Genomic DNA, 20,820 nt, shown 5'->3' on the forward strand with positions numbered 1-20,820 from the left:
TCTAAGACTTTAAAAGACTATGCCCAAAGACACCTCCATTAAATCAGTATTGATCATCGGTTCAGGCCCTATTATTATTGGCCAGGCCTGCGAGTTTGATTACGCCGGATCACAAGCCGCGCTATCTTTAAAAGACGAAGGTATTAGCGTATCTATCATTAACAGCAACCCGGCAACTATCATGACGGATAATGTTATTGCAGATCATGTTTACCTGTTGCCGCTAACCTGCGAAAGCCTTGAAAAGATCCTTAGCGAAAGACAGATAGATGCCGTGTTGCCTACTATGGGTGGCCAAACGGCGCTAAACCTTTGTATCGAAGCAGACGAGCAAGGCATCTGGAAAAAACATGGTGTTAAAATAGTAGGTGTTGATATTGCCGCTATTGAAAAGACCGAAAACCGCGAAGCCTTCCGCCAGTTAATGATCGATATAGGCGTTGGGGTTGCTACCTCAAAAATTGCCAACTCGTTTCTTGAAGGTAAAGAAGCCGCGCAGCAAATCGGTTTTCCGCTGGTTATCCGTCCAAGCTATACGCTGGGTGGTAAAGGCGCGGGTTTTGTACATAAAAAAGAAGATTTTGACGCCGCGTTAAGCCGTGGCCTGCAGGCATCGCCAACCCACGAGGTATTGGTTGAGCAGGCTGTACTGGGCTGGAAAGAATATGAGTTGGAACTATTAAGGGACAATAATGACAACGTGATCATTATCTGCTCTATCGAGAACTTTGACCCGATGGGCATCCATACCGGCGACTCGATAACCGTAGCTCCTGCCATGACCTTAAGCGACCGTTGCTACCAGGAAATGCGTAACCAGGCTATCAAAATGATGCGCGCCATTGGTAATTTTGCCGGCGGCTGTAACGTACAGTTCTCTGTTAACCCTGCCGACGAAGCGATCATCGCTATTGAGATCAATCCGCGGGTTTCACGCTCATCGGCACTGGCATCAAAAGCTACAGGCTACCCTATCGCCAAAATAGCTGCCAAGCTGGCCATTGGTTATAACCTTGATGAAATTGAAAACCAGATCACCAAAACAACATCTGCTTATTTTGAGCCGACGCTGGATTATGTGATCGTTAAAATACCACGCTGGAACTTTGATAAATTTAAAGGCGCTAACCGCGAGTTAGGCCTGCAAATGAAATCTGTAGGAGAAGTAATGGGTATTGGCCGCAGCTTTATCGAGGCATTGCAAAAAGCCTGTCAGAGTTTAGAGATAGGCCGCGCCGGTTTAGGTGCAGACGGCAAGCAAAGCCGCAACCTGGACGAGATCATGCACAGCCTGGAGAAACCAAGCTGGGACAGGTTATTCCACATTTATGATGCCATGAGCCTGGGTGTGCCAATGGAGTCTATCCGCAAGGCTACCAAGATTGACCGCTGGTTCCTGAACCAGATCCAGGAAATTGTTAACCTGGAGACTGAACTGCGTCGCTACTCGGTAAATAATATTCCTGAGGATTTCTTGTATACCCTGAAACAAAAAGGTTTCTCAGACGCGCAGATAGCTTACATCCTGCACAATAACACTACCGAAGAGGATGTTTACCAGCGCCGTAAAGAATTAGGCATTAAGCGTGTATATAAAATGGTTGATACCTGCGCTGCCGAGTTCCCTGCAAAAACACCTTACTATTATTCTACTTACGAGGGCGAGAACGAGTCCATCGTATCTGATAAGAAAAAAATCATTGTATTAGGCTCGGGCCCTAACCGTATTGGCCAGGGTATTGAGTTTGACTATAGCTGCGTACACGGCTTATTAGCAGCTAAACAAGCCGGTTTTGAAGCCATCATGGTTAACTGTAACCCTGAAACGGTATCTACCGACTTTAATATGGCCGATAAGCTTTACTTCGAGCCTGTTTTCTGGGAGCATGTGCGCGAGATCATCGAGCTTGAAAAACCTTACGGGGTAATTGTTCAGCTGGGTGGACAGACCGCCTTGAAGATGGCCGAGAAAATGCACGAGCATGGCATCAAGATCATCGGCACATCATTTAATGATATGGATATAGCCGAAGACCGCGGCCGTTTCTCTGACCTGCTGAAAGACCTTGACATCCCTTACCCTAAATATGGCGTTGCCGAAAGTGCCGAAGAGGCGCTTGAAGTTGCTAACCATGTAGGTTACCCGGTACTGGTTCGTCCAAGCTATGTGTTAGGCGGCCAGGGCATGAGCATTGTTATTAATGATGAGGACCTGGAGAAAGCGGTAGTGAGCCTGCTTAAAAACCTGCCGGGCAACCGTGTATTGATTGACCATTTCCTTGATCGTGCATCAGAGGCCGAGTCTGACTCGATCAGCGATGGTGATGATGTACATATAGTTGGTTTGATGGAACACATTGAGCCTGCGGGTATCCACTCAGGCGATTCGTTTGCGGTACTGCCGCCGTTCGATCTGTCGGCCAACGTGATCAATAAAATGGAAGAGTACACCAGGAAAATTGCAAAAGCATTAAACGTTCGTGGTTTATTAAATATCCAGTTTGCTATAAAAGACGAAGCTGTTTATGTGATCGAGGCTAACCCCCGCGCGTCACGTACGGTACCGTTCATTGCAAAGGCATATGATGTACCTTACATTAATATTGCAGCTAAAATTATGCTGGGCACAAATAAATTAAAAGACTTTACCATCGAGCGTAAGCTTAAAGGTTACGCTATAAAAGAGCCGGTTTTCTCTTATGACAAGTTCCCTGAAGTTGAAAAACAATTAGGCCCTGAAATGAAATCAACAGGCGAAGCTATCCGCTTTATCCCTGACCTGCAGGACCCGTATTTCAGGCACCTGTACAAAGAGAAATCAATGTATCTAAGCAAATAATCCTACGCGTCCCGAACAGGGCGCAGACGGCATATAAAACAAAAGCGACCCGCATATAGCAGGTCGCTTTTTTCGTTTAATATAATTAGGTTTAAAAAGGAATATCATCCGTATGGCCGTCCAACTCGTCGGCCATTTTTGCTCCATGGCGAGGGAAAGCCTCTTGCTCAAAATCTGTTTTGCGGCCCAGCATGGTAAAGTTTTCGGCCACTACTTCTGTAGTGTACTTTTTAACGCCTTCCTTATCCTCGAATGACCGGGTGCGCAATTTGCCTTCAATGTAAACCAGTTTGCCTTTTTGTAAAAACTTAGCTGCTACATCTGCAAGGCTACGCCATAATACTATGTTATGCCACTCGGTTTGTTCCACCTTTTTGCCGTCTTTGTTAAAGGTCTCTGAAGTAGCCAGGGGAAAGCTTGCAACAGATACACCACCCTCTAACTGGCGAATTTCGGGGTCCTTGCCTAAATGACCAACCAGTATTACTTTATTTATTCCAGACATAGTTTAAATTGCACAGGTATAAAAAATAGTGCGGTATAAAAGTAAATATTTATTTCTAATTTAAAAAATTATCTAAAAATATAAAAATAGGTTTAGACAATGGGAGATTTTTTAAATTTTCTACTTTTATGAAAACCCAGTTTGGCTTTATTGCTATAGGTTGTTTAGCTATGCTGATAAATCGGATATATAAATGCTGGTGGGTTAAAACATGCTTTTTTACTGCGGATATTGCTGCTGTTTCAGGCTTGTCGCCAAAGTATTGCTTAGTTTCAGGCAGGGCAAATAATTCTTCGGGCGATAATAGTGTGCTTGTTTCGATCAATGGCAGATCATACATATTGGCCCATATATCGTTTTCTACACGTTTGTTCATCAGGATCTTATCGCCATCAACAAACAGGAAATAGTTAAAATAGCGCTGCTTTATTTTAAGCTTACTTAGTTTTACAGGTAGGCTGGTGGTAGCATTATGTGTGAAAGCGTAACAGCCTGTCCGCACCGGGCAAATGCCGCATGCCGGATTTTTGGGCTTGCATAACATGGCGCCAAACTCCATCATGGCCTGGTTGTGCAGCGCCGGGTTTTTCTTATTAAGAAATTCATTTGCCGTAGCCTGGAAAAGTTTTTTACCTGCGGTGCTATTAATAGGCTCGCTGATGCCGAGGTATCTTGCAAGCACCCGGTACACATTGCCATCAACCACGGCCTTCGGTTCATTTCTCGAAAAAGACGCTATTGCCGCCGCCGTATATTCGCCTATTCCTTTCAGTTTGATCAGGTCGTCGTATCTTTCAGGGAACTTTCCGCCATATTCATCGCGCACCATTTGTGCAGTTTTAAGCATGTTGCGGCCGCGCGAATAATAGCCCAGGCCTTGCCATAATTTTAATATCTCGCTTTCGGCGGCAGCGGCAAAATGGTTTACCGTTGGGTAATTTTCGGCAAAGCGATAAAAGTAAGGCAAGCCCTGTTCTACGCGGGTTTGCTGTAAAATCACTTCAGATAGCCAAATCATGTAGGCATCAGTGGTATGTCGCCAGGGCAGGTCACGCTTGTTTTGGTTATACCATTTTACAAGCTCGTCAGAAAAAATCATGTAGTACAAAAATAGCTTATTAAGCGCTTAACCTGATGACGATTGTAACCCTTATGTAGTACTTTTTACCATCGATAAAAAAAAACTGCCAATTATTTCGCTCTTTAGTAATAAAGCAATACTTTTGCAACCCCAAATAAGTTAAGTAATTACAAATTAAATAAAGGAAAATCAGATATGACTAAAGCAGAAATTATAACTGAAATCTCATCTAAGACTGGAATTGAGAAGGTTGATGTACAAGAAACAGTTGAGGCGTTTTTTAAAGTTATTAAAAATTCAATGGTTGGCGGCGAGAACGTTTACGTGAGAGGATTCGGAAGTTTTGTTGTGAAGAAGAGAGCCAAAAAAACTGCACGTAATATCTCAAAAAACACTGCTATAATTATACCTGAACATTTTGTACCAAGCTTTAAACCGGCTAAAACATTTGTTGAGAAAGTAAAAACAGGAAACAAAACAGCTAAAGCTAAATAAGACAATATGAATAAAAAACAAATAGTTGTAGGCGTGGCCATTGTGGCTATCATGGGCTATTTGTATTCATTGCCTGTTAAGGGCCTTATAAAAGCAGGTGCTGCGCGCGATAAAGCCCAGTCTGCCCCGCCACAGGCGATGGCAGCCAAAGCGGCATCAAACGTAACTGTCGAGATGGTGTCTGAGCCGGCTAAAACTGCCATAGGTGCAGGCTTGTCGGCTAAGATCACTGATCTTGAAGGACAATTAAAGAACGCGTCGGGCGATGCTGAAAAGTTATCGATCGACAAAAAATTAGCTGCCAGCTGGGACGATGTAAATCAGCCCGCGCCGGCAGCATTTTATTACCAGGCTGTTGCCCGCAAAGACAACAGCTATACAGCATGGTTAAACTCGGGCAACCGCTTTAACGACGCTTTAAAAATAACGCAGGATACAGCATTAACCCCGGCATATATTACCGGCGCCGTAGAAGCCTTTACAAATGCTTTAAAACTTAAACCCCAAAGCCTTGAGGCTAAAACGGGTTTAGGTGTTGCTTATGTAAACGGCGGTGCAAGCCCTATGCAGGGTATAGCTTTATTGCGCGAAGTTGTTGCACAAGATCCTAATAACATTAGCGCAAACCTTAACTTAGGTTTGTTCTCGATGAAATCAGGACAGTTTAACAAGGCCGTGCAGCGTTTTAAAACCGTTATTGCGCACAACCCCGGCTTTGAGCCATATTTTTACCTGGCCGAAACCTATAAACAGTTAGGCCAGAAACCTGAAGCAATTGCGGCTTATCAAAAATGCAAAGAAATGATGCCTGACCCTGCATTTGGTCAGCGTATCGATCAATATATTAAGGAATTAAAAAATTAACACATTAAAAAATTATTATTATGCCGAGCGGTAAAAAACGTAAAAGACACAAAATGGCTACCCACAAACGCAAAAAGCGTTTAAGAAAAAACAGGCACAAAAAGAAATAAGGGTTGCTTTTTAGCACCCTATTTTCCTGATTTTTTGCGCTGTGATGGCGCGCGTACAGTATTGTTTTTTACCCCTATAGTAAAAATTCAGTTTCCGTTATTTATCGGGATACTGTTAAAGAAATGGAGTAGCAGTTGATAAAAGAATTAATTATCGATTCATCCCCCAACGGGGCTACCATTGCATTATTACAGGATAAACAACTTGTAGAACTACACAAAGAGCAGATCAGCAACAATTATACTGTTGGTGATATATACTTGGGCCGTATTAAAAAAATAATGCCCGGGTTAAATGCTGCGTTTGTTGATGTAGGTTATGAGAAGGATGCATTTTTGCATTATCTTGATCTTGGTCCGCAGGTGCAAACGCTCCTTAAACTGACCAAGCAAGTGCGTGGTGGAAGTTACCAATCTAAGCTGTTAGATAATTTTAAGCTGGAGGAAGATATAAGCAAGGGAGGAAAGATCTCTGATATATTGACCAAAAACCAGCTTATCCCTGTGCAGATAGCAAAGGAGCCTATATCTACAAAAGGCCCCCGCTTAAGCTCAGACCTGTCTATTGCCGGTAGGTACGTAGTATTAGTACCCTTCTCTGAGGTTATATCTATATCTAAAAAGATAAAGAGTAACACAGAGCGTAACCGCTTGCGCAAGATCGTAGAGAGTATAAAGCCCAAAAACTTTGGTGTAATTATCCGTACCGTATCAGAAGGTAAAGGTGTTGCAGAAATGCAAAAAGACCTGCTTGACCTGATCTCGAAATGGGAAGCTTTCATGACCCGCCTGCCATCTGTAGAGCCGGCCAAGAAAGTTTTAGGCGAGATAGGCCGTACGTCTACCATTCTGCGGGATATATTGAATCCCGACTTCCAGAATATTTATCTTAACGATAACGCCTTGTATGAGGAAGTTAAGCAATATGTAAGGGATATCTCTCCGGACCTGGAAAACATTGTAAAGCTGCACAAACACAAGGAACCGTTGTTTGAGCACTTTGGTGTTGATAAGCAAATAAAAGGCGCCTTTGGCAAAACGGTTAATTTAGCCGGCGGCGCATACCTGGTTATTGAGCATACCGAGGCGCTGCACGTTATTGACGTAAACAGTGGTAACCGTACGGCCAATAAAGAGAACCAGGAAGAGAACGCGTACCAGGTAAACCGCGAAGCGGCAAAAGAAATTGCCCGTCAGCTGCGCCTGCGCGATATGGGTGGTATTGTGGTGATCGACTTTATTGACATGCACAAGCCAACCAACCGTAAGGATCTGTTTGACTACCTGCGTGCCGAGATGGCGCTTGACCGCGCGAAGCACACTATTTTACCGCCAAGCAAATTTGGGCTGGTACAAATTACCCGCCAGCGTGTAAGGCCCGAAATGAACATTGTTACCACCGAGGTTTGCCCTGCCTGCCACGGAACAGGTACCATACGCCCGAGCATTTTGCTGCTTGACGATATTGAAAACAACTTTAACTACGTTTTAACCGAGCAAAACGAAAAAGGCATTACCCTTTGCGTACACCCTTACATTGAGGCTTACATACGCCAGGGCTTTATCATGACACGCCAGGTAAAATGGTTCTTTAAATATGGCCAATGGATAAAGGTTAAAAGCAACCCGGCCTACCAACTTACAGAATTTCACTTTTTCTCATCAAAGGATGAAGAGATAAAATTATAATGTGCAGATATACGGATTTGTAAATGTGCAGATTCAAGAAGAGCAGTTATCTATAGGATGGCTGCTCTTTTTGTTTTTGGCCCGGTTTTACCGCTCCCAATCCACACCGGCATAACGAATATAACTGGTAGTAAAAGTAGCGTTTATCGGGTGTCGGGCAGTATGCCGGTAGTAAAAAATAGCGTTTATCGGGCATCGGCTCTTATGCCGGTAGTAAAAAGCACCATTTATCGGGTATGAGACAATATGCCGGTAGTAATAATTTTAGTTAATTAGTTGATTATCAATAAAATATCAGAAAATACACTCAAAGAACGCTTAAAAAAGATATTAGAGAAATTTAATTATTGGAGAGTTGATATCAAGGCAGGCAACTGATCAAATATACAAAAAATTGGCGGGAGCGGCAACAGTAAACTTATCTAACTAGCTTGCGGCCTGTCCTTTTGTTTTGATATAAGGTTGTTGATCTTACAATGGGGTGATCGCCTTTTACTGGTTCTGCTATTTTATTTTTAGGCGTGACCTTTTCAGTTGCTGTATAGGCATTGGGAATCCATTCTAAAGTTAATTTTTTCATGTTGTAAGTTTAATGATATTTCATCCCGTCATCTTCGTTGAACTCATGCTTTTCTTTATCCGGTAATAAGGTTATTTTTTCATAGGACGATGTCAAAAACTTTAATAGATTCTCTATAACCATTGGAGGCCAATTGGTTTGTACAATAAGCTTTTTGTTATTGTAATACAATGTTAAGTTATACGGAGGAGTATCATTTACATCTACTTTTTGTTTCCACCCCTGCATTTTTTCAATCAGGCTGTTCTGTATCAAATCATTAAGCGTGTCTAATTGCTTTGTATTAAGGCGTCCTTTAAAATATCCTTGATAGCGACCTGCATATTGTCCCCCTTTCAAGTAATATGTGCCATTATTATTTATATCTATGCTAAGCACAGGGCATGTACCAAAGCACTCGCCGGTATTAAGATGAATGCGCGTAAACCTTATAGCTGTATCTCTCAAAAACTTAATATTAGTAAAATGATAAGAGTTATTGTGCGACATTAATTTTGCTATAGTATCAGCAGGGCTTAATATAAAAGATTTATTGTCCTGATCTGATATCAGGAACTTAGCGCCCGAATGTTGTTTCGAAATAGGATCGCCAATAAATACAGTGTCTTTATTAATTTGATAGCTGTAAGTATGTAAATAACCATTCCAATCGGTGGCCATCCGATTTTCGTAGAACCTAATCCCGTCCAAATGTTCAGAAATCCATAAGGATGAGTCTATTTGGATATTTTGACTAAATGATATGGTGGCGTAACTCAAAAAGGCGAAGATGATAAGGAAGGTTTTTCTCATAACTAAAATTAGTTATTTCGCTGTATTTATATGCTGATTTAACAATAATTAACCAAATAGTTCATGTTACAGTTAGTAAACGAGTGTGCAATCATTTCACAGCAGGCACGCACACTTTTACTAAATTATTTAGCAAATATCTTTGCCAATCTCAATTTAATCTGCACATTTGCATATCTGCACATCCGCAGATCATCAACACCATGGCTAAAACCAAAATTGCTTATTTCTGTCAAAGCTGCGGCTTCGAGTCGGCCAAGTGGCTGGGTAAATGCCCCTCATGTCAGCAATGGAACACCTTTGTAGAAGAAGTAATTGAAAAGGACCCAAAATCTGTCCCTACCTGGAAAGTAAGCAGCACCACACAACAACGCGCCAACAAACCGGTTGAGGTGGCTGATATTACTTTTACCGAAGAGGACCGACTGCTTACGCCCGACAAAGAATTTAACCGTGTACTGGGCGGTGGCATTGTAGCAGGGTCACTGGTACTGATAGGCGGCGAGCCGGGCATCGGCAAATCAACCCTGATGCTGCAACTGGCGCTGAATATGCCCAACATTAAAGTACTTTATGTATCGGGCGAAGAAAGCGAGAAACAGATCAAAATGCGGGCGGAACGGTTGACCCCCCAGCCCCCTGAAGGGGGAGCTTTTGTTCAAAGTGGCGTAATTTCTCCCCCTTTAGGGGGTCGGGGGGGCGGAGCTTGCTATATCCTTACAGAAACATCCACCCAAAACATATTTAAACAGATAGAAGAACTGGAGCCCGATCTGGTGGTTGTAGATTCGATCCAGACGCTGCATTCGTCGCATATTGAATCAACGCCGGGTAGTGTGTCGCAGGTACGTGAATGTACGGCCGAGCTGCTGCGCTTTGCCAAGGAGAGTGCTACGCCGGTATTCCTGATAGGCCATATTACCAAAGACGGCGCCATTGCAGGGCCCAAGATCCTGGAACACATGGTTGATACCGTTTTGCAATTTGAGGGCGACAGGCACCATGTTTACCGCATATTACGCACGGTGAAGAACAGGTTTGGGTCGGCATCTGAATTGGGGATCTATGAAATGTTAGGCGAAGGCCTGCGTGAGGTATCCAACCCGTCAGAGATCCTGCTATCGCAACGAGATGAGCCATTAAGCGGGATCACCATATCGGCCACTTTAGAGGGCATGAGGCCCATGCTGATAGAAACCCAGGCGCTGGTAAGCACATCAGCCTATGGCACGCCCCAGCGTAACGCAAACGGCTTTGATGCCAAGCGCATGAGCATGCTGCTTGCCGTGTTAGAGAAACGCTGCGGTTTTAAACTGGGCGCACAGGATGTTTTCCTGAACATCACCGGTGGTATTAAGGTAGAAGACCCGGCTATAGACCTGGGCCTTGCCGCGGCTATTATATCATCTTACCAAAATATCCCCATCCCTTTTAAAACCTGTTTTGCCGGCGAGATAGGCTTATCGGGCGAGATCAGGGCGGTTAACCGGGTTGAACAGCGCATTGCCGAAGCGCAAAAACTGGGCTTCGAGCAGATCTATATCTCAAAATATAATATGCCATCGGCAGCGCAGGATAAAAAACGCATTGACCTGTCGCGCTATACCATCGATATAAAAATGGTGGCCAATATTGAAGAAGTGTTTGAGCTGCTTTTTGGCTGATACTACACAAAAAAGGCCGGACTATAGATCATAACCCGGCCTTCCTTGAACAGCTTTTCTTGTACTATTGGTTCGCTATAGTGATCTTGCGGATAACATTATTATTAAAATCGGCCACGTATAAATTGCCTTGCCCATCAAGCGTTAATGATTGCGGGTTGCTAAAACGTGCCGCAGCACCTACGCCATCGGTATAGCCTGACGCGTTTGCGCCGGCAAGTACATATAAGACCTTATTTTTTGTAATTTCAAGGATCCGGCCGTTATTGTCAGATATAAACATATTTCCCTGTGCATCCATAACAATACCATTTGGGCTACCCAGGAAAGCCGGGAAAACTAACCCACCCGCATAAGTAGTTACGTTACCTGCGGGTGTAACCATCCTTATGGCATTATTTCTGTAATCGGCTACATATAAATTGCCCGCCGCGTCTATGGTTAACGCTGCCGGGAAGTTAAATGCAGCGGTAGTAGCATCTCCGTCTACATAACCGGGTACTGTTGCCTGCGAGTAGCCGGTTGTAGCACGATAACCCACAAATGTGCTTACCACACCTGCCGGGGTTATTTTACGGATCAGGTTATTGCTTCTGTCTGCAACGTATACGTTTCCGGTTGCATCCTCAACGGTTGCAGTAGGGTTATAAAATTCGGCTTTAGCTGCCGCACCATCTAAATAACCTATTATAGTGTTACCTGCAATGGTGCTTACAACGCCTGCAGGGGTAATTTTACGGATAATGTTGCTGCCCAGATCGGCCACATAAGTATTTCCCTGCGCGTCAAAAGAAATTCCTCTGGGGCCGTAAAACTTGGCTACAGATATATCTCCGTCCATGTAACCTAAATCGTTGTTAATATGAGTGCTTGTTTGCCCGTCGGTAGTTATGTTGCGGATAGCGTTATTAAACGAATCGCTAACGTATAACAAGCCTGTAGCCGCATTAAAAGCAATATTTTGAGGTCCGTCAAACAATGCAGCGGTACCTACACCTTCTGCATAGCCGCCGGTGCCTGCTGTGCTGCCTGCAAAAGTGGTAACCGTACCCGTCGGTACAGCGTCGGTAGCCAGCGTCTTAAATGTTATTGTACTGCTGTAACCGGTACCTGCTTGATTAGTAACCCATGCCCTTATATAATAAGTAGTATTAGGTGTTAAGCCGGTTATTGTATTTTGCCAGCGTGCACCTACCGTATCGCTAATTGATATATCGCTGGTGGTTGGGGCTGAATTTGTAGAACTGTAACAAAGCCCGTTTGCCGTAACATAAACAGACCCGCCGGTACGCGCGCCTACAATTACCGAGGTTGATGTCAGCGAGCTTATTATCGGGTTTATTGCCGGGATAGGTAATGGCAATGGGTTATTGTTATTTTTATTACATCCTGATACAATAACAGCTATAAAAAGTATAAATAAAAAAGAGCCTTGTAGCGATTTTTTCATGTGTGTAAATGGGTTATTTCAATTTCGTTTAGTCCGTCCCGGCCTTTTATACACCGTCAAGATCCTGTTTTATGCGGATGCAAAGATAGTTGTTTATTACGGCTTTAAAACTAAACTGTTATTTATGCCTTTTCGTGCTTTAAATAATTTTTTAAATATAAATCATTCATGGATATTTAAGTACAAAGCTGTTATTAGGGGCCGATTTTTAACAAATATTAACATTCGGCGCTTTTCCTAAGGTGCCTATCAGCCACTTTATGTTATTTAAAACCAAGCCTAAGCCTTACTGTTGTTTACATAAACAGTAAATATTATGAAAAACTTATTGTTAATGATTGCTCTATGCGCCTGCTTGCCTGTTATCGCCCAACAAAAAGCAGCCTTACCACACGGGACAGTTTATGGTGTAAAACCCGGTGGATCGGCACCCATAGCGGCCGAAAATTTGGAAACTTACATGGACAAAAAAACACGGATCAGCACTATCATAAAGGGCCGGATTATTCGTGTAACAAAATCAAAAGACGGTTGGTTTGATATTGACGGGGGTAAGGGCAAGGTTATAGCAGCACATTTTAAAAACATGGGTATTAATTTACCGGTAGGCCTTAAAGGAAAAACCGTTTTGGTTGAAGGCGTAGCCGAAAAACAATTTATAGCCGACGATCTGCAACACTTTGCAGGCGATACGGTAAAGGGCAAAAAACAACATACCGTTAAGACCAACCCGAAGCACGGCCTAACGTTTGAAGCAACAGGCTTGATGGTGGAGTAAACATTTTATGGCATATTATTAAATAATGAGGCTTCCTGTTTTGCGTTAAATTAGTACTTTAGAAACATTAGTGAATTAGTACTATCTGTATACCCATAATTTAATACGCCATGAAAAAGTCCCTTGTTTTATTGCTGAGCTGTGTTGCATTTATAACGATAACCCACGCGCAGAACGTTGACAGGACCTCATTTATAAAAGACAGCATTGATGTATATGTAAACCGGGCGCTAACAAACTGGCGCATCCCCGGCGTGGCCGTTTGCATTGTAAAAGATAATAAGGTAGTGTTGATGCGAGGGTATGGCATTAAGGAACTTGGCTTGCCAGACAAGGTTGACGAGAATACCCTGTTTATGATAGGCAGTAATACCAAAGCGTTCACGGCTACCGCTATTGCCATGCTGCAAGAGCAAAAAAAACTATCATTAGATGATGATGTGACCAAGTACCTGCCATGGTTTAAGCTGGAGAGCAAACCAGCGACAGAATTACTTACCGTTCGCGATCTGTTATGTCACAGGCTGGGTTTTAAAACTTTTCAGGGTGATTTTACTTTTTATAACAGTGATTTATCACGGGTACAAGTAATGGAAAGGCTGGCCCAGATGAAAGCTACTTACCCTTTCAGGACTAAATGGGGTTATACCAATTCAGCTTTTTTAACCGCAGGCGAGATCGTTGCTAAAGTATCCGGTAAGCCCTGGGAGGCTTATTTGAGAGATAATATCTTCTCTCCGCTTGGTATGTACAATACGCTGGCACTTACTACAGAAATGCCAAAGTCATTAAACCGTACCGTTCCGCATACGCTGATAGATGAACGGCTGAGCGCTATCCCCTACGGGCAATTAGATAATATGGCGCCGGCAATGAGCATATCATCGTCAGTAAATGATATGAGTAAATGGGTGCTTGCCTTATTAAATAATGGTAAGGTTGGAGCCAGGCAGGTTATACCCGAGGCAGCCATTATGGCAACCAGGCAAGCACAGGATATTGTTGGCCCGGTACATCATTTAAACGGCGAAAATAATTTTGAGCTTTATGGATTGGGCTGGTTCCTGCAGGATTATGGCGGCCACCGCATCGTAATGCATGACGGCGGTGTAAGCGGCTATGTATCGTCAGTCACACTTGTACCGCAGGATAACCTGGGCATTATTATATTGACCAATACCGACGAAAATTCGTTTTTTGAAGCATTGCGCTGGGAGATAATGGATGCTTATTTTAAACTGCCTTTTCATAATTACAGCCAGGCCTATTTAACCGCTTATAAAAACAATGCCGGTGCACAGCAAAAAGTATTGAAAAAGCTGCGCGATTCGGTAGCGTTAAATTTAATGCCCGCTCAACCTGTGGCTAACTATACCGGCAAATATCATAATGAGTTATATGGCGATATGACTATTACAAACGGCACAAACAATGATTTGGAGGCACGATTTGAACATCATCCAAAAATGTTCGCTAAACTACAGCCCTTGGGTGGAAACCGTTTCTTCGCCACTTTTTCTGATCCGATATATGGGAGATCTGTTATTCCATTCACCTTTCAGAACGGGCGGATAACAGGCGTAAAAATAAAAGTGGCCGACTTTGTTGAAGCCGACCCTTATGATTTTAAGAAAATAAATTAACGCCTTTAATTATTAAAGCCCTGCAGGGTGATATTGAATATCAATGGGGTGTTTGCCTCTATATTGGTAGTTCCGGAAGTACCAAAAGCCAATCCTGATGGCACATATAAGGTAATTGAACCTCCTGTGCCTATAAGGGGTATACCTACCTGCCAGCCTTTTATATAACTGCTTAAAGGTGCAAAATACCGGCTGCTTTGCGACTCAACAAAAGAGGTATCAAAAAGATAGATAGAATATCCAACCGTTACATTTGAGTTAATTGTGGGGTGCGGACCTGTACCAGGGTTAGTGATTATATAATAAACCCCTGACGGATCTTTTGTAGCATTTGTTATACCGTTTGAAAGAAAATAATCCTGGATAGCATTATCGTCGGCAATTGCCTGTTGTGTGTCGCTAAAAGGGCTTTGAACAACTTTTCTGCATGAAGAGAAAGCTACAGTAACAAGGCAGATAAGTAAAAAATATTTTTTCATTTGTATAACTTTCATTTAAATATTAAATATCGCTTATTGGGCGGCAATGCCGTTCAAATCAACCGTGTAAACTAATACAGAGTTGCCAGGTATGCCATTTTGTGTAGCTGTACCATAAGCATAGCCTGATGGTATAATTAATAATATACGGCCCTTATCGCCAATTTTTGGTATACCTTTTTGCAGTCCCGGTATAAATGTGTTTAATCTGCCCAAAGCGCCATCAACAGTGCCGATAACAACTCCGTTAAGATATTTATACGTATAGGTAAGTTGTACTGTTGATTCTAATGTTACCTTACTTGTATCATTCCCCGGCAAAATAATTTGGTAATAAATTCCCGATGGATCACGCTGCGCGGAAATGTTATTTGCTTTTATGTAGTCCTGTATTTTTTGCTCATCAACAGCCGCTTGTTTTGGAATAATGCTGTCTGACTGGATCTTTTTGCAGGCAGTTAAGCCGATAAGCAAAATGCTAAATAGTATAAGGTGTTTTTTCATGCGGATTTTCTATGCAACTATACTTAAAAATATAACAGGGCTTTAAAATTTAACATTTTTTAGCATTTGGCCAAAACTACAAAATATTATTCGCCGTTATTGTAGCCATAACGGCAAAGCGTAAAAACTATTATACCCGTTAAAACTAAAGCGCTGTTTTAATTTTCAATTCGTTTAACTGCGCGTCGGCTATGGTTGACGGCGAATCGATCATCACATCACGGCCTGAATTGTTTTTAGGGAATGCTATTACGTCGCGAATTGAATCAAGCCCTGCGAAAATAGAGCATAACCTGTCAAACCCGAAGGCTATACCACCATGCGGCGGCGCACCATACTCGAACGCGTCCATCAAAAATCCAAACTGTTTTTGTGCCTCTTCTGTACTGAACCCTAAGTGCTTAAACATTAATGCCTGCAAGGCACGGTCATGGATCCGGATAGAACCACCGCCAATTTCAGTCCCATTAATAACCAGGTCATAGGCATTTGCCCTAACGTCACCCGGATTGGTATCCAACAGTTCAATGTCTTCAGGTTTTGGAGAAGTGAAAGGATGGTGCATGGCATGATAGCGCTCTGTATCTTCGTCCCACTCCAATAGTGGAAAATCTAATACCCAAAGCGGCGCATAAGTATTTTTATCGCGTAAACCTAAGCGCGAACCCATTTCAAGACGAAGTTCATTAAGCTGCTTGCGTGCTTTATCAGCGTTGCCGGCCAAAACCAGGATCAAATCACCTGGCTCTGCTTCAAATGCTGCTGCCCAGTTGGTCAGGTCATCCTCGCTGTAAAATTTATCTACCGACGATTTTAAAGTACCATCAGTATTATAACGGCAATAGATCATGCCTGTAGCGCCAATTTGCGGGCGTTTTAACCATTCGGTCAGCTCATCTATTTGTTTACGGGTATAATCGGCGCAACCTTTAGCGTTGATACCAACCACCAGTTCGGCATTGTCAAATATGCCCAGGCCTTTGCCTTTTACTATATCATTCAGTTCAACAAATTGCATCCCGAAACGGATATCCGGTTTATCTGAACCATATAAACGCATCGCGTCGGCATACTGCATCCGCGGGAAATCATTAAACTCAATACCTTTAACCGCTTTAAACAAGTGGCGGGTAAGGCCTTCAAAAATATTCAGGATATCTTCCTGGGTGATGAAGGCCATCTCGCAATCTATCTGCGTAAATTCCGGCTGGCGGTCGGCACGCAGGTCTTCATCCCTAAAGCATTTAACGATCTGGAAATAACGGTCGAAACCGCTTACCATCAACAACTGCTTAAAGGTTTGCGGCGATTGCGGCAAAGCGTAAAATTCGCCCGGGTTCATGCGGCTTGGTACAACAAAATCACGCGCGCCCTCAGGTGTTGATTTGATCAATACCGGGGTTTCAACCTCGATAAAGTTCAGCATATCCAGGTACTTGCGGATCTCCTGCGCCATTTTATGGCGCAACACCAGGTTGTTACGGATAGGGTTACGGCGCAGGTCAAGGTAACGGTATTTTGCCCTTAATTCTTCACCGCCGTCAGTTTCATCCTCGATCAAAAACGGCGGGATTTTAGCCGCGTTCAATATCTCTATATCACTAACAGCAATTTCGATCTCGCCGGTTGGTATTTTAGCGTTTTTATTGGTACGTTCAATTACTTTACCATTCACTTTAATAACAAACTCACGGCCCAGCGTACGGCTAAGTTCGCGCAGGGTAGCGTCAGATTCTGTGTTCAATACCAGTTGGGTTAATCCGTAACGGTCGCGCACGTCAATAAAAGTTGTGCCGCCCAGGTCGCGCGATTTTTGTACCCATCCGCATAAAGTTACTGTTTGGCCTAAATTATTGATATTTAGTTCGCCGCAAGTATGTGTTCTTAACATGGTAACGTATTTTATAAAGTTTGCAAAAGTAGTGTTTTGATTTCGAAATTCGGATTTTCGATTTCGAATTTCATTAGGTAGGATATGATATAGTCAATATTCAGATGAGACTACGTTTTTGATTATACGTTATAATTTGAGTTTTTGAGGATTACGACGACTATCCCAAATAGTTAAGATTTTTATATGATCTTCGGCAATCTGGTAATAAATAAGATAGGGCTTAGCTATTTTTATTTTAATGGTAGGATCATTGGTTGGAATTCCAAGATCAGGATACAGAGCAATATGTTCTGTCCTTTCTGAAAATAATTTAGCAAGCTTTATACTGTAAGATGCGGATTTATTCCTGTTAAGCCAGTAGTCGAAGATATCAAGCCTATCTTGGTCGGCCTTTACTGACCATCGTACTTCTTTAACCATTCGTCGACACGCCTGTTTGATTCTTCATTAGTAATCCATTGTCCGTTTTTAAACTGCTCCAGCCCTTCGTTAACAGCATCAATCTCTCCCTGGCTCAATATGTAAGGTTCGTTATTAATCTCTAATTCAAATTCTAAATTACGCGCGATACTATCTAACAACATTTCGTCATCAATGCTGTTGATTTGCGCGATTAATTTTTCCTTTAATTCAACTACTGTCATAACCGTGTGCTTTACCCAAATTTACAAACTAATCGGTCAAATCCGAAAACAAACACCCGATATCCAAAATAATAAATACCTTTGCCCCATAATTCTCAAGGGGTGCCTTGTTTTGGGATAGCAAAATATCGCTGCAGCATATTTTACCAAACTGAAAGACAGGCTGAGATCAAACCCAGCCCCCCGACCCCCTGAAGGGGGAGTAAATGGTTAAATGTCGTTTATTCCCCCCCTTTAGAGGGCCGGGGGGCGCACCTGATCCGGGTAATGCCGGCGTAGGGAGAGGTAATAAGTTAAGTGTACTGCATGTTCAACCCTGGCGTGCAGATGGTTTAACGTTTTTTATTAACACATAATTGAAAAATTTATTCACGGCATTATTTGCCCTGCTGTTGCCTGTCCTGGCATCGGCCCAATTCCTGGTATCCGGGAAAATTACTGACCAGCAAACCGGCGAAATACTGCCCGGCGCTACCGTCACCATTCAAAATTTAGCCATCAGCACCATGAGTAATGCTGCCGGCAAATACACTTTTAAAAACATAAAAAGCGGCAATTATACCGTAGCCGTAAGTTATCTGGGCTATAAAACCGGGCAGAAAGAAATAACGGTATCGTCAAACGCCCGGCTTGATTTTGCGCTTATCCGTAGCACAAATGTAACCGAAGAAGTTACCGTAAGCGCTACCCGCGCATCGGCCAACTCGCCCACGGCATTTACGAATCTTACAAAAAAAGATATCGACAAAAATAACTCGGGCCGCGGCTTTGAGTACCTGCTGGAACAAACACCATCAACTGTGGTAACCTCAAACGCGGGTGCCGGCGTGGGTTATACCAGTATCCGCATCCGCGGATCGGACCCTACCCGCATTAATGTTACCCTGAATGGCATCCCGATGAATGATGCCGAGGATCAAGGCGTTTATTTTGTCGACCTGCCGGACCTGGCTTCATCTGTGGATAATATCCAGGTACAGCGCGGTGTAGGCACATCAACCAATGGCGCGGGAGCTTTCGGCGCAAGTATCAATATCCAAACTACTACCCGGCGTGATAGCGCTTATACCGAATATAATGGCTCGGCTGGTTCGTACGGAACCGTAAAAAACACCATTAACCTGGGTACGGGTTTATTGGACGGCCATTTCAGCTTTGACGGGCGCTTATCAAACATGACATCAGATGGTTATATTGATCGCTCGGCATCAACCTTAAGATCTTACTTTTTAAGCGGGGCATACTATGGTAAAAACAGCGTATTGCGGTTAAACGTGTTTGGTGGCTATGAACAAACCCACCAGGCATGGGATGGCGTGCCCGAGGATAGCGTGAAGTTTGGTAACCGTAAATATAACGAGCTGGGATATATCGAGTCGACCGGACAGAACTATAAAAATCAGACCGATAACTATAATCAAAACTATTACCAGTTGTTGTATAATAAGCAGATCAGCCCGCAATTGTCATTTAGCGGGGCGTTGCACTATACCCATGGCTACGGTTATTATGAAGAGTATAGAAATAATGATGCCCTGAGCGATTATCAAATTACCCCCGTAACCGTTGGCGGTACTGTGATCAGCTCGACAGACCTGGTGCGCCGCTTATGGCTGAATAACGATTTTTATGGCGCTACCTATAACTTTAATTATAAGCCTGACAATAAACTTGACCTGACCGTTGGCGGTGCATATAATGAGTACAAAGGGCGTCATTATAATAATATCGAGTGGACACAGCAAAGCACCGATATCCCGCCCGATTACGAATACTCGCGTAACAGCGCCAAAAAAACCGACTTTAACCTATTTAGCCGTGCCGAATACCGTTTAGGCGACGTATTGTTATACGGCGATGTGCAATACCGCCACATCGGCTATTCATTTTTGGGTTATGATGAGGCCCTGCGCAATGTGCAGCAACAGGTAGGCCTTAATTTTTTTAACCCCAAAGCCGGTATCACCTACCAGGTTACCGATAACAGTAATGTTTACGCTTCAATAGCCATAGGTAACCATGAACCCAACCGCAGCGATTTTGTAAACTCATCGCCATCAAGCAGGCCAAAAGCCGAGAACCTGAAAGATTTGGAACTGGGCTATCGTACCAGTCAATCAAATTTCAGCGCGGGCATTAACGGTTTTTACATGCTTTACAAAAACCAACTGGTGTTAACAGGCGCACTGGACGATGTGGGCGAAGCTATCCGTACCAATATAAAAGACAGCTATCGTGCGGGTGTTGAAGGTAACGCACGGGTGAACATTACACAACAATTATACTGGCTGATTAATGCTACCATAAGCACCAATAAGGTTAAAAACTTTAACCAGGTATTGTTTGATGAGAACTATAACCCGGTAAACTTTCCGTATCAAAAAACAGATATCGCTTACTCGCCCAACTTTACGGGGGCAAGCACCATTAGTTATCAGCCGATAAAGAATGCCGAGATTGCTTTTATTAGTAAATATGTGAGCCAGCAATATTTAGATAATACATCATCAAAGGATAGGGCTTTGCCTAAATATTTTGTAAACGATGTGCGGCTGAACTATAATTTCAGCATTAAAGGCGTTAAAAATATTGGTATAGGATTGTTAATTAATAACGTGTTCAGCGCCAAATACCAATCAGACGGTGCGACATACCCCGATGTTGAAGGCGGCAAAGTTGCCAACTACAATTACTGGTTTGTGCAGGCCCCTATCAATTTCCTGGCATCGTTAAATCTTAAATTCTAAATAATGAACAAGCGATACCTACAGGATTGGTATCCCGTCGGTATCGCTTTTTTAATTCCACT

The 20,820-nt window shown here is 43.0% G+C and carries 18 protein-coding genes; 8 read left to right on the forward strand and 10 right to left on the reverse strand.

What is annotated here, in order from left to right; translation table 11 throughout:
* Positions 1-19: 19 nt before the first annotated feature.
* A complete protein-coding gene (carB, locus tag FO440_RS05245; protein WP_144247164.1) occupies positions 20-2,839 on the forward strand; it encodes a carbamoyl-phosphate synthase large subunit in 2,820 nt (939 codons plus the stop codon).
* A 91-nt stretch (positions 2,840-2,930) separates the two neighbouring features.
* On the opposite strand, the gene FO440_RS05250 is transcribed toward carB, so the two are convergent.
* Both FO440_RS05250 and mutY read right to left on the reverse strand, forming a co-directional pair.
* Positions 2,931-3,344, reverse strand: a complete 414-nt coding sequence (locus FO440_RS05250; RefSeq protein WP_144247165.1) for a single-stranded DNA-binding protein — start codon at positions 3,342-3,344, stop codon at positions 2,931-2,933.
* A 55-nt stretch (positions 3,345-3,399) separates the two neighbouring features.
* Entirely contained in the window at positions 3,400-4,443 is a 1,044-nt protein-coding gene (gene mutY, locus FO440_RS05255; RefSeq protein ID WP_144247166.1) for an A/G-specific adenine glycosylase, read from the reverse strand.
* A gap of 177 nt (positions 4,444-4,620) precedes the next feature.
* Between mutY and FO440_RS05260 the strand changes: the two genes are divergently transcribed.
* The 3 genes from FO440_RS05260 (at position 4,621) to FO440_RS05270 (ending at position 7,583) form a co-directional block, all read left to right on the forward strand.
* Positions 4,621-4,920, forward strand: coding sequence for an HU family DNA-binding protein (locus FO440_RS05260; RefSeq protein ID WP_144247167.1), 300 nt, complete (start codon positions 4,621-4,623; stop codon positions 4,918-4,920).
* A gap of 6 nt (positions 4,921-4,926) precedes the next feature.
* Entirely contained in the window at positions 4,927-5,784 is an 858-nt protein-coding gene (locus FO440_RS05265) for a tetratricopeptide repeat protein (protein WP_144247168.1), read from the forward strand.
* A gap of 245 nt (positions 5,785-6,029) precedes the next feature.
* Positions 6,030-7,583: an Rne/Rng family ribonuclease gene (locus tag FO440_RS05270; protein WP_144247169.1), complete on the forward strand. Its 1,554-nt coding sequence runs from the start codon at positions 6,030-6,032 to the stop codon at positions 7,581-7,583.
* Positions 7,584-8,001: 418 nt separating this feature from the next.
* Here FO440_RS05270 and FO440_RS24300 read toward each other — a convergent pair whose 3' ends face one another.
* A complete protein-coding gene (locus FO440_RS24300; RefSeq protein WP_186292569.1) occupies positions 8,002-8,163 on the reverse strand; it encodes a hypothetical protein in 162 nt (53 codons plus the stop codon).
* Between the two features lie 9 nt (positions 8,164-8,172).
* Positions 8,173-8,955: a DUF6438 domain-containing protein gene (locus tag FO440_RS05275; RefSeq protein ID WP_144247170.1), complete on the reverse strand. Its 783-nt coding sequence runs from the start codon at positions 8,953-8,955 to the stop codon at positions 8,173-8,175.
* A 203-nt stretch (positions 8,956-9,158) separates the two neighbouring features.
* Here FO440_RS05275 and radA point away from each other — a divergent pair, with 203 nt between their 5' ends.
* Positions 9,159-10,619 carry a DNA repair protein RadA gene (radA, locus tag FO440_RS05280; protein WP_144247171.1) on the forward strand — a complete coding sequence of 487 codons (1,461 nt, stop codon included), beginning with the start codon at positions 9,159-9,161 and terminating at the stop codon, positions 10,617-10,619.
* A 64-nt stretch (positions 10,620-10,683) separates the two neighbouring features.
* On the opposite strand, the gene FO440_RS05285 is transcribed toward radA, so the two are convergent.
* The gene (locus FO440_RS05285) at positions 10,684-12,069 is read right to left on the reverse strand and encodes a hypothetical protein (protein ID WP_144247172.1); all 1,386 of its coding nucleotides are present in this window, start codon (positions 12,067-12,069) and stop codon (positions 10,684-10,686) included.
* A gap of 316 nt (positions 12,070-12,385) precedes the next feature.
* Between FO440_RS05285 and FO440_RS05290 the strand changes: the two genes are divergently transcribed.
* Both FO440_RS05290 and FO440_RS05295 read left to right on the forward strand, forming a co-directional pair.
* Positions 12,386-12,847, forward strand: a complete 462-nt coding sequence (locus tag FO440_RS05290; protein WP_144247173.1) for a DUF4920 domain-containing protein — start codon at positions 12,386-12,388, stop codon at positions 12,845-12,847.
* Between the two features lie 110 nt (positions 12,848-12,957).
* Entirely contained in the window at positions 12,958-14,490 is a 1,533-nt protein-coding gene (locus tag FO440_RS05295; protein ID WP_144247174.1) for a serine hydrolase, read from the forward strand.
* A gap of 5 nt (positions 14,491-14,495) precedes the next feature.
* Here FO440_RS05295 and FO440_RS05300 read toward each other — a convergent pair whose 3' ends face one another.
* From FO440_RS05300 to FO440_RS05320, 5 genes are all read right to left on the reverse strand, one after another.
* Complete coding sequence (locus tag FO440_RS05300) at positions 14,496-14,969, reverse strand: FKBP-type peptidyl-prolyl cis-trans isomerase (RefSeq protein ID WP_186292570.1); 474 nt, start codon at positions 14,967-14,969, stop codon at positions 14,496-14,498.
* A gap of 33 nt (positions 14,970-15,002) precedes the next feature.
* Positions 15,003-15,473, reverse strand: a complete 471-nt coding sequence (locus FO440_RS05305) for an FKBP-type peptidyl-prolyl cis-trans isomerase (protein ID WP_144247176.1) — start codon at positions 15,471-15,473, stop codon at positions 15,003-15,005.
* Positions 15,474-15,618: 145 nt separating this feature from the next.
* Positions 15,619-17,364 carry an aspartate--tRNA ligase gene (aspS, locus tag FO440_RS05310; protein WP_144247177.1) on the reverse strand — a complete coding sequence of 582 codons (1,746 nt, stop codon included), beginning with the start codon at positions 17,362-17,364 and terminating at the stop codon, positions 15,619-15,621.
* Positions 17,365-17,493: 129 nt separating this feature from the next.
* Positions 17,494-17,787 (reverse strand): type II toxin-antitoxin system RelE/ParE family toxin, encoded by a 294-nt coding sequence (locus tag FO440_RS05315; RefSeq protein ID WP_144247178.1) that lies wholly within the window; start codon positions 17,785-17,787, stop codon positions 17,494-17,496.
* Positions 17,760-18,011 carry a hypothetical protein gene (locus FO440_RS05320; RefSeq protein WP_144247179.1) on the reverse strand — a complete coding sequence of 84 codons (252 nt, stop codon included), beginning with the start codon at positions 18,009-18,011 and terminating at the stop codon, positions 17,760-17,762. Before FO440_RS05320 ends, FO440_RS05315 begins: the two co-directional genes overlap by 28 nt.
* Positions 18,012-18,367: 356 nt before the next feature.
* On the opposite strand from FO440_RS05320, the gene FO440_RS05325 reads away from it, so the two are divergent.
* Positions 18,368-20,758 carry a TonB-dependent receptor gene (locus FO440_RS05325; RefSeq protein WP_246104175.1) on the forward strand — a complete coding sequence of 797 codons (2,391 nt, stop codon included), beginning with the start codon at positions 18,368-18,370 and terminating at the stop codon, positions 20,756-20,758.
* The last annotated feature ends 62 nt before the right edge of the window (positions 20,759-20,820 follow it).

The sequence above is a fragment of the Mucilaginibacter corticis genome, assembly GCF_007558865.1.
GTDB classification, from domain to species: domain Bacteria; phylum Bacteroidota; class Bacteroidia; order Sphingobacteriales; family Sphingobacteriaceae; genus Mucilaginibacter; species Mucilaginibacter corticis.